The following is a 15,253-nucleotide window of genomic DNA, read 5'->3' as shown; positions in this document are numbered from 1 at the left end:
ATGACCACCATGAGAGTCGAGCCGGCGGGGGTGCCGATGACTGATCGCGTCGACTTCGACGACTTCGTGGCCGCGCGCTCCAGCGGTCTCCTGCGTACGGCGTACCTCCTCACCCACGACCATGCCCTGGCCGAGGACCTGCTCCAGACCGCGTTGACCAAGGCCTGGTTCGCGTGGTCGCGCATCGACGGGAACCCCGAGCCCTACATCCGCAAGATCCTGGTCAACACGTACGCCACCTGGTGGCGCCGCAAGTGGAACGGCGAGCTGGCCTCCGACCAGCTCCCGGAACGACCGGGCGCCGGCAGTTCCGACGCGGTCGACGACAACCACGACCTCTGGCAGGCGATGGAACGGCTGCCACGTCGGCAACGCGCCGTAGTCGTGCTGCGCTACTTCGAAGACCTCAGCGAGGCCGACACCGCCGAGCTGCTCGGCTGCTCGCGCGGCACCGTGAAGAGCCAGCTCAGCAAGGCCCTGGCGAAGCTGCGGATCGACCCCGCGCTCGCCTCCACCGACCCCACCACCGACGAGGGGGCACAGCGATGAACGACCTCAGAGACCTACGCGAGACCTTGCACAGCCACGCCGACCTGCACGACACGGCGAGCACCACCCGTGCGGCCGCGATCCACGACCGGGTTCGCGGCGTACGCCGTCGTCGTCGTGCCGTGGTCGGTGGCGCCGTGGTGGCGGCGGTTGCTGCCATTGCGGTCGGCCTGAACCTGCCCGACTCCGGTGACAAGCCCGAGCCGGCCAACGGCCTCGATGCGCCCAGCACGATCAAGTCGCTCGGCTACACCTACGAGCTCGAGTCGACCACGACGCACGAGCACAGGGCGACGGTGAAGATCCCGAGGTCCGACCAGCCCGTGTTGGTCGCGTGGGGCACTGCGGTCGGTGCCGACGACCCGGTGCGGGTGGACACCCGGGACGGCGAGCCCTTCACGTCGGCCGACGACGCCTTCAAGGACTTCTACATCGTCCATCCCGGCCACACCGCCACGATCAGTGTCTCCGGCGCGGAGGGTGACGTCTCTCTGGCGACGTACTCACTGGGCGCTGCCCGCCCGCGGGGCGTGACCAAGGACCGGATCACCTTCCGGTCCGACGTCGAGGCCTGGAACCTGGTCGAGGCCAGGATCGGGGACCTGGGGGCTCACGAGGTGACCTTCGACGTGAAGATCCCGACTGACGGGATGGTGAGGTTGGCGAGTCTCTGCATGGGTCTGCCCAAGGGCCTTTGGGTGAACACATCGATCGACGGCAGGGGCCAGGAGTTCGGGAACAGCAGCACGTGCGACGACTCCGGGTTCGATCCGGCTGCTGGCTCCTACACAGTCACCCACTGGGGCAGCTTCGGGAAGCCCGGCGACAAGGTCCGTGTCCGCATGTGGGTGTCGCGTTCGATGGAGGGCGAGGAGCCGGTGGACGCCGCTGACCTGGCCGACCTCCGGCTGGGACAGGCGTTCTACACAGCCCCCAATGGAGACGTTGACGCAGCCTTGGCAGGCTTCGTGCCCGATCCCGTCGTTGAGTCCGGTGGACGCACCTGGCGCCAGACGCAGAGCTTCATGACCTCCGGCACCGACGACGTCGTCCAGAAGGTGAACGGGGCGGGGCCACACCTCGTGATGGTGAACTACCGCTCTCCGGTGATTGCCACCTTCCGGTTCGCCGCGGATGGTCGAGAGATCCAGGAGTTCATGGGGGACAAGGGTTCCGGTGGATTCGGGGAGTTCTTGATTCCGCTGGATTCCAAGTCCTTGCGCCTGGAGATCGGTTCGGGAGGCTCCGACCGCACCAGGACCGCAGTCGGCATCTACGAACGGGTCGACTGAGCGCCGAACCGGCACTCGACCGCTGGCTAGGCTGACGGCATGAGCCTGCCCGAACCCCGCACGTCACCCACCGAGGCAACGCCCCGGTGGGTGACGGCCGCCGTGGTGATCGGCAGCTTCGTGGCGTTGCTCTATGCGATCGAGTTCGTCGACACGTTGATGAGCAACCGACTCGACGCCGAAGGCGTGCGGCCCCGCGAGACAGACGGTCTGCTGGGCATCGTCTTCGCTCCGCTCCTGCACGCCGGCTGGGGGCACCTCATCGGCAACACGATCCCGACGCTGGTTCTGGGCTTCGTGATCCTGTTGTCCGGGGTGCGCACCTGGCTCGTGGTCACCGCGATCGTCTGGGTGGTCGGCGGCCTCGGCACCTGGCTGATCGGTCAGGACAACTCGGTGCACATCGGAGCATCGGTCCTGGTCTTCGGTTGGCTGGTCCATCTTCTGGTGCGCGGGTTCTTCGCCGCCAAGGTCGGCCAGATCGCGCTCGGTGTCGTCATCCTGGTCATGTACGGCGGGATCCTGTGGGGTGTGCTCCCCGGCCAGGAGGGGGTCTCCTGGCAGGGGCACCTGTTCGGGGCGATCGGCGGCGGGCTCGCGGCCTGGCTGCTGGCCGGCCGGGCCAAGCCACAGCCTGAGGTCGAGAAGCGTGATCCGCTGGCCTGGTGACGCCCCGCGTCGACGGTCAGCGGGTGTAGAGCACCTTGACCCGGTCGTCGCGAAGCCACAGGCCACCCCATGCCAGCACGGCCACGATGAAGGCGAATGCGGCACCGAAGACGGCTTGGTCGTTGATGAAGATGTTCACTGCCATCGCTCCACCGAGATAGCCGGTGAGCAGGACAGCACCGAGCACGGCGGTTCGCGGCACCAAGTAGGTGATCAGGCTGATCGTCAGAGCGATCCCGAGCGGATAGGCGAACCACCCCGGGGCGCCGTACTTCTGGTTCCAGTCCTGAGCCGTCTGCACGTTGAGCAGGTGGCTGATCGCATCCACGGCCAGGAAGAGGGACACCAGGCCGGTGAGAACCAGGCCGAAGGTTCGGGAGGTGTCGCGGGTGCTGGATGTGGTGCTTCCGGTGAGGGTCTGCGTGCTCATGATGAACTCCTGTGTGAGTTGGACGACGACATGAAGACCGGTGCCGTTCCCGGGAATCATCGTTCGTGCACCGTCGTTGCAACCGGAGCCGTCGTGGGCAGGTAGAGTTGCCTGCTTGTTGTTCGTGTTCTCCGAGGGGTGGTCCTGCGTTGTCCGATGAGGTTGCTGAGCGCGAGGTCGCCACCGAACAGGCCTTCGTCGACCGGGTCTACCGGCAGCTCGAGTCATCCACGGCTGCGGCTCGACAACTGGCCCGCGAAGGACACGACCGTGGCCGGCTCGGCCATGAGGGCGGCCTCGTCGAGCGAGACGCGATGGTCTTCCAGGCCGCCAAGCGGATGGCCCAGCTCGACGCGGCCCACGAGGGCCTGGTCTTCGGACGCCTCGACCTGACCCCCGAGCTCGACCCGGAACCGCGCTACGTCGGCCGGATCGGGCTGCGCGACGACAACCGCGACTCGCTCCTGATCGACTGGCGAGCCCCCGCGGCCGCGGTGTTCTACCAGGCCACGGCGGCGGAGCCGCACGACGTCGTACGCCGTCGGGTGCTGCGCTGCACCGGCCCCACCGTGGTCGGCGTCGAGGACGAGCTGCTCGACGACTCCGTGGAGACCGACCTCCCGATCGTCGGCGAAGGTGCACTGATGGCGCAGCTCTCGCGGGCTCGCGACCGCTCGATGCACTCGATCGTGGCCACCATCCAGGCCGAGCAGGACAAGGCGATCCGGGCGCCGTCCAAGGGTGTCGTCACCATCTCCGGCGGCCCCGGGACCGGCAAGACGGTCGTCGCGCTGCACCGTGCGGCGTACCTCCTCTACACCGACCGTCGGCGCTATGAAGGCGGCGGCGTGCTGATCGTCGGCCCGTCCGGAGTCTTCATGCGCTACATCGAGCGCGTGCTGCCCTCCCTCGGTGAGACCGCGGTCGCGCTGCGGTCCCTCGGTGAGGTCGTGGACGGGGTCCGTGCCACGCGCCACGACGACCCCGCGGTGGCCGACATCAAGGGCGCCGAGCGGATGGCCGAGGTGGTCCGTCGAGCCGCCCGGCAGGCGATTCCCGGCGCCCCCGACGAGTTCCGCCTGTTCTACCGCGACGACGTGATCCGGCTCGACCGGCAGCTGCTCGGTCGGCTCCGCAGGGACCTGCTCCGGCAGGGACGCCGCAACCGGATGATCCCCAAGGTGGCCTCCACCCTGCTCGACGCGATGTGGCGCCAGGTGCGCAGCGAGCGTGGCCGCGACCGTGGCCGCGAGGAGTTCAACGACGAGATGCTCGGCAACGACGAGTTCCTCGCCTTTGCCCTCCGGTGGTGGCCACCGTTGGCCGCCCCCACCGTGCTCGAGTGGCTGCGTGACGCCGACTTCCTGGCCCGGGTCTCCGACGGGATCCTGAGCCAGCACGAGCAGGCCACCCTCCTGAAGAGCTGGGACGGATCCCTCTCGATCGAGGACATCCCGCTTCTCGACGAGGCGCGCTACACGCTCGACGACGTCCCGGAGAAGACCGGTGAGCAGAACGACTTCACCGACCACCTCGGTGGTGACCTCCAGGAGCTGACCACCGCGGCCGACCGCGAGTTCGCGACCGGTCCGTCGTGGCGACCGCCCACCCACCGCATCGAGGACGACCCGTTCGCGCACGTGCTGATCGACGAGGCGCAGGACCTCACCCCGATGCAGTGGCGGATGGTCGCCCGACGCGGCCGCGCCGCCTCGTGGACGATCGTCGGCGACCCGGCGCAGTCGTCCTGGCCGGTGCCCGCCGAGTCCGACGCGGCCCGCGCCGCCGCGCTCGAGGGCAAGCAGGTGCATTCCTTCCACCTCTCGACGAACTACCGCAACTCGTCCGAGATCTACGAGTACGCCGCGGCCTACGCCGAGCGCGTCGGTCTCGACGCCGACCTCCCCACCGCGGTCCGTTCGACCGGGGTCGGCCCGACCGTGCTCGGACCGGTCGACGACCTGGAGGCCTCGGTTCGTGCGGAGGTGGCCCGCCTCTCCGGCGAGGTGGCCGGAACGGTCGGCATCGTGGTGCCGGCCGCGCGTCGTGCCGAGGTGAATGCGTGGCTGGCCTCGTGGCCCGAGTTCGCCGACGACGCTCCGTCCGCCGCTGCCCCCGGCGTCAACCCCAGTGGCGACGACCGCATCGTCGTGCTCACCGGACTGGACACCAAGGGCCTCGAGTTCGACGGGATCGTGGTGGTGCGTCCCCAGGAGATCGAGGACGAGTCCCAGACCGGCCGCGCGGTCCTCTACGTAGTGCTGACCCGCGCCACGCAGCTGCTCTCGATCGTCTCCTGACCAGCTCCACACCCCCCTGCCGTTTCACCGGGTTCCGGGCGAAGCGGAACCTCCCGACCGACATTCCGGCCGGGAGGTGGACGCCCCGGCCGGGAGGTCCGCTACGAATCGCGTGGGTGGTCCGGGTCTCGTGGATGGTCCGGGTCTCGTGGGTAGTCCCGGTCTCTGGGGGGTCCCGTCTCGTGGTGAAGCCAGCGTCAGTGCGCGACGCCGTACAACCGGTCGCCGGCATCGCCGAGCCCGGGGACGATGTAGCCCTTCTCGTTGAGCTTCTCGTCCATCGCGGCGGTCACCACGGTGACCGGCACCTCGAGGTCCGCGAGCTCCTCCTCGAGACGCTGGCAACCCTCGGGGGCGACCAACAGGCAGATCGCGGTGATGTGGTCGGCGCCGCGCTCGGTCAGGAAGCGGATCGCCGCGGCCAGGGTGCCGCCGGTGGCCAGCATCGGGTCGAGCACGTAGCACTGGCGCCCGGACAGGTCGTCGGGCAGCCGCTCGGCGTAGGTCGAGGCCTCGAGGGTCTCCTGGTTGCGGATCATGCCCAGGAAGCCGACCTCGGCGGTGGGCAGCAGCCGCACCATGCCGTCGAGCATCCCCAGGCCGGCGCGCAGGATCGGCACCACGAGGGGCTTCGGCGAGGCGAGCTTCACCCCGTTGGCACCGGAGACCGGCGTCTGGATGGTGACCTCGTCGACCCGCACGTCGCGGGTCGCCTCATAGGCCAGGAGCGTGACGAGCTCGTCGGCCAGGCGTCGGAACGTCGGGCTGTCGGTGTCCTGGTCGCGGAGGGTGGTCAGCTTGTGGGCCACCAAGGGGTGGTCGACGACGTGGGTACGCATGGGGAAAACCTAGTCGAGTCTGCGTGACGTTTGGGGAAACAGGGTTGGAACCGCCCCTGACCTCTGTCACTCTGGAGTCTGGATCCGAGCGCGTGAACCCGAAGGGGAGCCTCATGGTCGAGGAGTTGGACATCGACTTCGCCCTGGCCGCCTACCGCGAAGACGGTCGCTGGCAGCTGGCGGAGCTGGCCGACGAGGCGCTCCAGGACATCGAGACCCTGGCCTCCGGATTGCGGCGCTTCCCGGGAGAAGGCGGCACGATCGCACTGATCGGCTTCGACGAGGACGTGTTCCTGATCGTCCGGGTCAACGGGTCGATCCTGCAGGTGCTGCTCTCCGACATCACCGCGGCCGACGAGTGGGAGCTGGCGCGCACCGCCATCGAGCACCTGGCCCTGCCCTTCCCGGAGGAGGACGACGACTCCGCACCCGCCGGTGACCTCAACATCCTCGGTGACCTCGGCATGCACGCGATGGACATGGGGCTGCTGATCGACGACCACGACCTCTATCCTGACGAGATGCTCTCCGACGTTGCCGGCCGCCTCGGCTTCGGGCCCGCGTTCGACGACGCGGTCGACCTCACGACTGCGTGAGTCTCCGTCGATGACACGTGCGTACGACGCGGCGATGCGTGCCGCCCTCGACGAGGCCCGCGCCGCGCTGGCGACGGACGACGTACCGATCGGAGCCATCGTCCTGGACGAGTCCGGTGCGGTGATCGGCCGCGGCCGCAACACCCGCGAGGCCGAGGGCGACCCGACCGGGCACGCCGAGGTGGTCGCGATCCGTGAGGCCGCCCGGGCGCGCGGGGAGTGGCGCCTGGGCGGTTGCACCCTGGTCGTGACGCTGGAGCCGTGCACCATGTGCGCCGGGGCGATCGTGCTGTCCCGCCTCGACCGCCTGGTCTTCGGGGCGTACGACGACAAGGCCGGCGCCGTGGGAAGCCTCTGGGACGTCGTGCGTGACCGACGGCTGAACCACCGCCCCGAGGTGGTCGCCGGCGTCCTCGCGGAGGAGTCCGCCGCACTCCTCGACACCTTCTTCCGTTCTGCGCGAACGGGCGATTCTTGATGCGCGAACGGTGGATTCTTGACGCGCGAACGGGCGATTCTTGACGGGCGAACCGTCAGTTCTTGATGCGTGAACAATCAGTCCCGGCCCCGTAGCGCGGCAGCGGTCGCCGCATCGGCCGGGAGAAAAGCTTCGACGGTGAGCTCGGCGACCGAGATGTCCACAGCAGTGCCGAAGGTGGTGACCGTGCTGATGAACGAGAGCTCTCCGGCGTCGGTGCGCAGGCGCATCGGCACGGCGATCCGTCCGTCCGGCGGGGGATGCGAGATCCCGCCCGGATAGTCCAGCAGCTCGTCGTGCAGTGCCCTCGTCGAGGTCGACCCGGTCACCGCGTGCTCGCGGGCCAGTCGGTCGAGCAGGTGGCCCCGCCACTCGGCCAGGTTGACGATCCGGTTGCTCATCCCATCCGGGTGGAGGCTCAGGCGCAGCACGTTCACCGGTGCCTCGAGCAGCTCTGGCGCCACGCCCTCGAGCAGCGGAGCCACCGCCGCGTTGGCCTGCACGAGGTTCCAGTCCCGGTCGACGACCAGCGCGGGGTAGGGCGCATAGCCGGTGAGGATCAGGTCGAGCGCCTCGCGGATGGCTGACATGTCGTCGTCCGCGAGGGTGCGTTCGTCGTACGCCGGGGCGTAGCCGGCCGCGAGCAGCAGGGTGTTGCGTTCCCGCAGCGGCACCTCGAGCTGGTCGGCGATGCGCAGCACCATGTCGCGGCTGGGTCGGGAGCGACCGGTCTCGACGAAGCTCAGGTGTCGCGTGGAGATGCCCGACTGGTTGGAGACCTCGAGCTGGCTGCGGCGGCGACGTTGCCGCCAGTCCTTGAGGAGCACGCCGACTCCGCCGGCACCCGGACGCGCTTGGGTCATCGTCATGACGTCCATTGTGGCCGAGCGAGGTAGTGGGCTCCATTACCTCCGACGTCATCGACAAGCCTCCACCGCCGGGCCACCGTTGGGGCCATGAACACACGAATCCACACCCAGTCCCTGTCCACCACGACCGCCGAACGGTCCCTGATCTCGAAGCTGCTGCTCCTCGACGCCGGCGTCTCCGGCCTCAACGGCGTCGCCTACCTGGCCGGCGCCACACTGCTCGACGACCTGCTCGGCCCATCGGTCCTGACCCTCGAGATTCTCGGCGCGGTACTCCTGGTCTGGGCGGGCGCCCTGGCCTGGATCGGCACCCGTGATCCGGTGCCCACCGGGCTCGCCCGGGAGGTGGTGGTCGGCAACGCAGCATGGGTGGTCGGGTCCGTCGCTGTCGCGTTCGGGCTGCTCTCGTTGACCGGCATCGGCCTGGTCTGGTGCCTCGTGCAGGCGGTCGTCGTGGCGGCCTTCGCCATCGAGCAGTACGTCGTGCTGCGGGCCCGGCGATGAGTGCACCCACCGATCTGGTCAGTCTCATGCCGTTTGCCGATGCCAGCGGCGTGGTGATCGACTCCGGCGATGCCGACCGAGTGATCGGACACCTCGACTGGTCGGCGAACCGCTGCACGGCGGGGGGCGTCATGCACGGCGGCGCGCTGATGACCCTGGCCGACAGCATCGGTGCGGCCTGCGCCTTCCTCGGCCTGCCGGATGGTGCGACGACCGCGACGACCTCGAGCAGCACCCAGCTGATGCGGGCGGTGTCGGACGGCACGGTGACCGCCACCGCACGCCCACTGCACCGCGGCCGCAGCCAGGTCGTGGTGCAGACCGAGCTGCGGGACGGCGAGGGTCGGCTCGTGGCGCTGACGGTGCAGACGCACGTTGTGCGCCCTGAGCCGTGCAGACCGTGCCGTGCTGACCTGAGCCGTGCAGACCCAAGCGGTGCTGACCTGGGCCGGTGTGGACGATTTAGGCCTCGCGGGGCAGATCTAGTAATCTCTCCGGCGGTGGCGTGTCCGAGCGGCCGAAGGTGCTTCACTCGAAATGAAGTGTGGGGTCAAACCCACCGAGGGTTCAAATCCCTCCGCCACCGCCAACGGGTCCTGACGAAGGTCCCAGGCCGAAGTCCCGCCCAGGGATCCTCCCGGGCGGGACTTCGTGCGTTGAGTCCCCGGAACCCATGACCGGGGGTGATGACCTTCGTCATTCCACCTCCGGGACCGGCCCTGCGTCGTTAGGCTTCGTTCGGTCGCGCGAACGGGAGCCGCGCGAGCGGACTCTGGAGGGTTGGGCGATGGTCGGTTCGCGGCGTGCGCGGAGCAGGCTGTTGGTGTGGGGCGCCTCGTCCCTGCTGGCGGCGACCCTGCTCAGCACTCCGACGGGTGCCACCGCCCAGCAGTCCGACGACCTCAGCATCGGCACACCGAGCACCGAGGTCTGGCAGGTCCCCGAGGCGCCACACGCGAAGAACAGGTCGAACCCGTTGGCGGGCCGAGTGTGGGGTGTCTACCAAGGCCCCCAGGACCAGGTGTGGGCGCCGTACCGCGCGGCGACGGGAGCGGAGAAGGCGGCGATCGGTCGCATCGCGCTGCGACCGCGCACCAAGTGGTACGGCTCGTGGATCGCCCCGAACCAGATCGACGACAAGGTGCGTGACTACATCCGCTCCTCGCTGGCCGGAGACGACGAGGCGCTGGTGCAGCTGGCGGTCTTCCGGATGAAGCCCTGGGGCGGGGAGGCATGTCGTCGGGTGCCCACCAAGGAGGAGCGCTCGGCCTATCGCCGCTGGATGCGCTCCCTGGCCGAGGGCATCGGCGACGCCCACACCTTGGTGGAGATGCAGCCCGACGGCCCGTTCTTCTGGTGCGTGCCGAACCGGGAGCTGACGGGACGTCTGCTGCGCTATGGCACCAAGCTGTTGAGCTCGCTGCCCAACACCAGCGTCTACATCGACGCCGGTGCCGCCGACTGGTGCGGGAACGGCAGCGGCAACGACCCCGAGATGTGCGCCCAGACCCTGGAGCACACCGGCATCGAGTTCGCGCGAGGCTTCGCCCTGGACTCGACCCACTACACCGGGCCGTCGGACAACATCCGTCACGGGACCAGGATCGTCAAGATCCTGCGTCGTGACGGCTACGGCGACAAGCACTTCATCATCGACACCGCCAAGTCCGGGGTGCCGACGAACTGGCGCGACATGATCCCGTCGGAGCCGGGCGGCATCACCGACAACGCCCGGACCTGCACCACCCCCACGATGACGCGGTGCGTGACCCTCGGGATCCCGCCCACCGCCCGCGCGGGCGTTGCGACGTGGCAGCTGTCGGACAGGGACCGGGCCAAGGCCCGCAAGTGGGTCGACGGGTTCGTCTGGTTCGGCCGTCCGTGGCTCTACAACCAGGCAGACCCGTTCGTGAAGCAGCGCGCCCTCGACATGGACCAGTCCACCAAGTATCCCGCGCCCCTGCCCTGACCCGGAGGGAGAGCGTGCCCACTAGGCTCGCCGGTGTGACCGCCCTCGACGACACCTGGTTCTCCTCACCCGATGACGCCCTCGAACGCCTGAGCGCGACCGGCTACCTGGCCGACCCGGCCACCACCACGACTGCCTTCCTCGCCGGAACCCTCGGCAAGCCGCTGCTGATCGAGGGACCGGCCGGCGTCGGAAAGACGGAGCTGGCGAAGGCGGTCGCCGCCTCCAGCGGCGCCGAGCTGGTGCGCCTGCAGTGCTACGAGGGCCTCGACGAGGCTCGCGCGCTCTACGAGTGGAACTACAAGAAGCAGCTGCTGCGCATCCAGGCGACCGGTCCCGACCAGGCGTGGGAGCAGACGCACGACGACATCTTCACCGACGAGTTCCTGCTCAGACGCCCGCTGCTGACCGCGATCCGTCGTGAGGAGCCGACCGTGCTGCTCATCGACGAGGTCGACAAGACCGACGTCGAGGTCGAGGGTCTCCTGCTCGAGGTGCTCTCCGACTTCCAGGTCACCATCCCCGAGCTCGGCACCGTCGAGGCCGTACGCCGGCCCTTCGTCGTGCTCACCTCCAACGCCACCCGCGAGCTCTCCGAGGCGATCAAGAGACGGTGCCTCTATCTGCACCTCGACTACCCCGATCCCCAACGGGAGCAGGAGATCCTCCTCTCCCGGGTGCAGGGCCTCGACGACAGGCTGGCCCACCAGCTGGTCGAGGTCGTGGCCCGGCTGCGTGAGCTGGAGCTCAAGAAGGCACCATCCATCGCGGAGTCCATCGACTGGGCTCGCACCCTCATCGCGCTCCAGATCTCCTCGCTCGACCCGGCTGCGATCAACGCCACGCTCGGTGTGGTGCTCAAGCACGTCTCCGACCACGACCGGGCGATCCGTGAGCTGAAGCTGAAGGCCTGAGCCATGTCCCTCCTGGATCGCCACGTCGAGTTCGTCGAGGCCCTGCGCAGCGCCGGGATCCCGGTGTCGCTGGCCGAGGACATCGACGCGGCCCGGGCGGCGACCGCGCTGGCGTGGGGCGACCGAGAGACGATCCGGACGGCGTACGCCGCGACGCTGGTGAAGCGAGCCGGGCACCGGCAGCCCTTCGACGAGCTCTTCGACCTCTACTTTCCGGCGCTCACCGGCGACGTCCGGCCGACCGGCCTCGACGACGATCCGGAGGTCGACGAGGCCCACAGCGGTCCCCGGGACACCGGGGAAGCGCTCAACACGCTGCGCGAGGAGCTGGCCGACGTGATGACCAGCGGTGACCCGGAAGCCCTGCGGGACCTCGCGATCGAGGCCCTGGGCAGGTTCGGCGCCATGCCCGGCCGCGGTCCCGGGCTCTCGTCGTGGAGTGCCTACCAAGCCCTCAAGCGGGTGGCGCCGGAGGAGCTGGTCGACCGGATCGTCGCCGGGTTGCTGGCCCGGGGCGACGACCAGCCGACGGCCCAGCGCCGGGCGCGGGCGCAGGTGGAGCGCTTCACCCGGCAGGTCGAGCAGGACGCGCTCCGCCGGATCGCGGAGGAGAAGGGTGCTCGGCACGTCGCCGAGTCGACACTGCGCCCGACGATCGACAACCTCAACTTCCTCAGCGCCCGCCGCAGCGACCTCGAGGGCATGCGGCGGGAGATCCAGCCGCTGGCCCGACGCCTGGCCACCCGGCTCACCAAGGAGCAGCATGCCCGCCGGCGCGGGCCGCTCGACTTCCGGCGTACGGTCCGGGCCTCGATCTCCACCGGAGGCGTGCCGATCACCACCCACCACCGACCGAAGCGTCCCCACCGCACCGAGCTCGTCGTGCTGTGCGACGTCAGCGGGTCGGTGGCCAACTTCGCCCAGTTCACGCTGCTGCTGGTCTTCGCGCTGCGCGACCAGTTCACCAAGGTGCGGGCCTTCACCTTCATCGACCACGTCCACGAGGTCACCCACCACTTCAAGCCGGAGGCCGATGTCGTCGACGTGATGTCCGACCTGGCCGCGGCAACGAGTCATGCGGCGCTGTGGGGGCGCACCAACTACGGCCGGGCGTTCCGCAAGTTCACCGAGGAGCACGCCGACGCCCTCGGACCGAGGACCTCACTGCTGGTGCTGGGCGATGCCCGTTCCAACTACAGCGACCTCGAGCTCGACGTCTTCCGCGACATGGTCGACCAGTGCAGGCGCACCTACTGGCTCAATCCCGAGCACGCACGCAACTGGGGCAACGGCGACAGCGCCGCCCCGACGTACGCCGAGATCGCCCCGATGCTCGAGTGCCGCAACATCGCGCAGCTCGGTGAGTTCGTGCACGACCTCGTCTGACCCGAACGGGCAACTCTTGCTGCGCGAACGGGCAACTCTTGCGTCGCGAACGGGCGGTTGTTGCGTCGCGAACGGGCGGTTGTTGCGTCGCGAACGGGCAATCCTTGACGCCCGGACCGTCACCACTCAGCGCACGGCGTGATGAGCTGGCTCTCGGCGTCAAGAACTGCCTGTTCGAGCGTCAAGAGTTGCCCGTTCGCGCAGCAAGGAATGCCCGTTCGTGTAGCAAGAGTTGCCCGTTCGCGCAGTCAGCCGGCGAGGTAGCCCAGGTCGTGGATCCGCTGGATCGCGGCCCGCAGCTCCGGGTGCGTCGCGGTGTCCGCGGCGCGTCCGCCCTCGACGTACGCCGCGGCGCCGGCGCGGTCGCCGCCGTCGAAGACCACGGTGAGGCGGTTGCTGACCTTGGCGTTGATCAGCGACCCGAGCAGCGCGACCGGGTCAGCGCGGTCCTCGAGCGACAGCACGGTCGTGGTCTCGGGAACGGTGGTGACCTGGGCGGTCGGAGCGCCGGCGGTGATGACCTGGTCGATCACGAACTTGTCGGACGAGGCGGCCGCGGCGATCTCGGCGGCGGCCACGCCTCCCTGGGCGTGGCCCACGACCATCACCCGGGCGCCGGTCTCGTCCCCGACGGCGTCCTCGATGGCCGTGATCACGGACGACACCCGGCCGGCCACGTCACTGCCGACCAGCTGGAGCTGGCCGGCACCACGTTGCGTGGAGCCGGGCAGGTAGGCGATGAAGCGTCCTCCGGGCAGGCGCTGGACCAACAGGTTGCCCTCGACCCGGCTGAGTGAGGACATCAGGTCCTCGATGCTCGCGGGGGTCGGCAGCCCGTCGGCCGACGCGGAGCTCTCGGTCGCCGCCTCGCGGTAGCCGCCGGCCACGTCGCGCAGCCCGGCGGAGAAGTCGTCGGCGAAGTCGGTGGCGCCGACCGCGCGGAGACCACCGTGGGTGACCGCCGGTCCTTCCTCGCCACCCAGCACGGCTGCGGTGAGCAGGGCACGCATCTGGAGCCCCTCGACCAGGCCGCCACCGCCGCTGACGAAGTGGTCCATCAGCTCGGGGTTCTGCTCGGCGAGCTCGTTGAGGTAGGACGCCAGGCCCTCACGGTCGAGCGCGTCGGTCTCGATGAGGCCCGCGGAGAAGATCGCTCCTCCGAGAGCCACCTCGGGCGCCAGGTAGCCGACCGCGCGCGCGGCCACCGAGCCGAGCGTCTTGTACGCCGCGAGCTGCAGGTCGTCGATCCACCGATAGGTCAGCACCGTGGCGCGCACGATCAGCGCATCGGCGTCGAGCTCGACGGAGCGCACCATCAGCCCGGTCTTGCCCGTGGTGGCGTTGACGATGTCTGCCTCGGCCTGGGTGTAGGTCGCCTTCGACAGCTCCTCGGACTCGCTGACGCCCTCATCGGCCAGGATGTCGGCGCCGAGGTTGGCCCGCTCGCGCATCTCGTCACCGGAGGTGTCGAACAGGTCGGCCAGACGCATCATCTGGTCGTACTTGTCCTGCTGTGCGCTGTCGTTGATGCTCATGCGGTCACCTCCGCGAGGACGGGGCTCAGGGTTGCGGCCAGCTCGGCCGCCTCGACGCGGCGTACTTCGACACGGTTGACGTCGCCCACCTGGTGGGCGCGGAGGGTGCGCCAGCCGTCGGCCAGCAGGACCCAGGAGACCACGCCGACCACGTCGCCGCCGGCATCGATGTCGGCGACGAGGGCGCGCAGGCGCCCGCGGGTCTCGCCGACCAGTGCCGAGACCAAGGACGTGACCGTGGAGTCGTCGATCGACTCGCCCGCAGCGTCGAGGACGCCACCGGTGTGGTGGGCGACGATGGTGCCGAGCAGGTCCACGCGACCGCTGCGCACGGCCTCGCCGCCGGCGTCGAGCAGCTCGTAGGGGAGATCGATGACCTCGGGAACCGTCGACTCCTCGGTGACGTGGTCCTCGGGGAGGGTCGGCACACGCCCGAGCTCGGCGCTCCAGTGCGGGCTCTCGAACCAGGCCAGCTCGAAGACCACGCCGTCGGTGGTGGCCAGGGTGGCCACCGCGCCCTCGCGCTGGCGGTGCCAGGCCTTGGCGCGGATGCCGTCGATGTTGAGGTCGATGTCGACCGCGACGGCAGGCTTGGCGAGCAGGCCGAGCGCGCCGACCACACCCGCGTCGGCCCGTCCGTCGACGATGAGGCCGCGCTTGGCGAGTGCCTCCGCGGGGTCGTGCAGGGTGGCCAGGGCGTCGGCGTACGCCTGGTCCTCACTGGCAGTGCGTGACTGGCCCAGCCTGCTCTCGAGTGCGCTGGCTCCGGAGCCGGGCGTGACGATCTCGAACGGCAACGGTGCACCGCCGGCCTGCTCGGCGAGCAGGCGCAGCTCGGGAAGGGTCAACGCCAGGCGGCGGGGGAGCCCCTCGAGCGTGCCTTCGGCGGCCGGGGAGGGGGTGCTCAGGTCAATGGTCGGCAT

The 15,253-nt window shown here is 69.6% G+C and carries 15 protein-coding genes and 1 tRNA gene; 11 read left to right on the top strand and 5 right to left on the bottom strand.

Annotation, left to right across the window (positions count from 1 at the left end; all coding sequences use genetic code 11):
* Genes ncot_RS18215 through ncot_RS18205 form a run of 3 tightly spaced genes read left to right on the top strand, consistent with a single transcriptional unit; the run spans nt 1 to nt 2,510 of the window.
* Nucleotides 1-549: a SigE family RNA polymerase sigma factor gene (locus ncot_RS18215; protein ID WP_168618875.1), complete on the top strand. Its 549-nt coding sequence runs from the start codon at nt 1-3 to the stop codon at nt 547-549.
* Nucleotides 546-1,841: a hypothetical protein gene (locus tag ncot_RS18210; protein ID WP_168618874.1), complete on the top strand. Its 1,296-nt coding sequence runs from the start codon at nt 546-548 to the stop codon at nt 1,839-1,841. Before ncot_RS18215 ends, ncot_RS18210 begins: the two co-directional genes overlap by 4 nt.
* 39 nt (nt 1,842-1,880) lie before the next feature.
* Entirely contained in the window at nt 1,881-2,510 is a 630-nt protein-coding gene (locus ncot_RS18205) for a rhomboid family intramembrane serine protease (protein WP_168618873.1), read from the top strand.
* 16 nt (nt 2,511-2,526) lie between these two features.
* Here ncot_RS18205 and ncot_RS18200 read toward each other — a convergent pair whose 3' ends face one another.
* A complete protein-coding gene (locus ncot_RS18200; RefSeq protein WP_168618872.1) occupies nt 2,527-2,940 on the bottom strand; it encodes a DoxX family protein in 414 nt (137 codons plus the stop codon).
* Nucleotides 2,941-3,089: 149 nt separating this feature from the next.
* Between ncot_RS18200 and ncot_RS18195 the strand changes: the two genes are divergently transcribed.
* On the top strand, nt 3,090-5,240 hold the full coding sequence (locus ncot_RS18195; protein WP_168618871.1) for a UvrD-helicase domain-containing protein: 2,151 nt from the start codon (nt 3,090-3,092) through the stop codon (nt 5,238-5,240).
* Between the two features lie 197 nt (nt 5,241-5,437).
* On the opposite strand, the gene upp is transcribed toward ncot_RS18195, so the two are convergent.
* The gene (gene upp, locus ncot_RS18190) at nt 5,438-6,079 is read right to left on the bottom strand and encodes a uracil phosphoribosyltransferase (RefSeq protein WP_168618870.1); all 642 of its coding nucleotides are present in this window, start codon (nt 6,077-6,079) and stop codon (nt 5,438-5,440) included.
* A 113-nt stretch (nt 6,080-6,192) separates the two neighbouring features.
* On the opposite strand from upp, the gene ncot_RS18185 reads away from it, so the two are divergent.
* Nucleotides 6,193-6,675 (top strand): tRNA adenosine deaminase-associated protein, encoded by a 483-nt coding sequence (locus tag ncot_RS18185; protein WP_168618869.1) that lies wholly within the window; start codon nt 6,193-6,195, stop codon nt 6,673-6,675.
* Nucleotides 6,676-6,709: 34 nt separating this feature from the next.
* Nucleotides 6,710-7,153: a nucleoside deaminase gene (locus tag ncot_RS18180; protein ID WP_206065418.1), complete on the top strand. Its 444-nt coding sequence runs from the start codon at nt 6,710-6,712 to the stop codon at nt 7,151-7,153.
* A gap of 77 nt (nt 7,154-7,230) precedes the next feature.
* Here ncot_RS18180 and ncot_RS18175 read toward each other — a convergent pair whose 3' ends face one another.
* Entirely contained in the window at nt 7,231-8,022 is a 792-nt protein-coding gene (locus ncot_RS18175; protein ID WP_240937965.1) for a helix-turn-helix transcriptional regulator, read from the bottom strand.
* Nucleotides 8,023-8,109: 87 nt separating this feature from the next.
* Between ncot_RS18175 and ncot_RS19760 the strand changes: the two genes are divergently transcribed.
* The 5 genes from ncot_RS19760 (at nt 8,110) to ncot_RS18145 (ending at nt 12,795) form a co-directional block, all read left to right on the top strand.
* Nucleotides 8,110-8,526: a hypothetical protein gene (locus tag ncot_RS19760; protein ID WP_168618867.1), complete on the top strand. Its 417-nt coding sequence runs from the start codon at nt 8,110-8,112 to the stop codon at nt 8,524-8,526.
* A 499-nt stretch (nt 8,527-9,025) separates the two neighbouring features.
* A tRNA-Ser gene (locus ncot_RS18160) sits at nt 9,026-9,115 on the top strand.
* Between the two features lie 198 nt (nt 9,116-9,313).
* Complete coding sequence (locus ncot_RS18155; RefSeq protein WP_168618866.1) at nt 9,314-10,495, top strand: glycoside hydrolase family 6 protein; 1,182 nt, start codon at nt 9,314-9,316, stop codon at nt 10,493-10,495.
* A 35-nt stretch (nt 10,496-10,530) separates the two neighbouring features.
* Entirely contained in the window at nt 10,531-11,409 is an 879-nt protein-coding gene (locus ncot_RS18150) for a MoxR family ATPase (protein ID WP_168618865.1), read from the top strand.
* Nucleotides 11,410-11,412: 3 nt separating this feature from the next.
* Nucleotides 11,413-12,795, top strand: a complete 1,383-nt coding sequence (locus ncot_RS18145; protein ID WP_168618864.1) for a VWA domain-containing protein — start codon at nt 11,413-11,415, stop codon at nt 12,793-12,795.
* Between the two features lie 248 nt (nt 12,796-13,043).
* Here the strand turns inward: ncot_RS18145 and ncot_RS18140 are convergent, their stop codons facing one another.
* Nucleotides 13,044-14,330, bottom strand: coding sequence for a hypothetical protein (locus ncot_RS18140; RefSeq protein ID WP_168618863.1), 1,287 nt, complete (start codon nt 14,328-14,330; stop codon nt 13,044-13,046).
* The gene (locus tag ncot_RS18135) at nt 14,327-15,253 is read right to left on the bottom strand and encodes a hypothetical protein (RefSeq protein ID WP_168618862.1); all 927 of its coding nucleotides are present in this window, start codon (nt 15,251-15,253) and stop codon (nt 14,327-14,329) included. Before ncot_RS18135 ends, ncot_RS18140 begins: the two co-directional genes overlap by 4 nt.

It is taken from the genome of Nocardioides sp. JQ2195 (assembly GCF_012272695.1).
Classification (GTDB): Bacteria; Actinomycetota; Actinomycetes; order Propionibacteriales; family Nocardioidaceae; genus Nocardioides.
The sequence above is the reverse complement of the archived record's forward strand: the minus strand, read 5'-3'. Positions and strand labels throughout refer to the sequence as shown.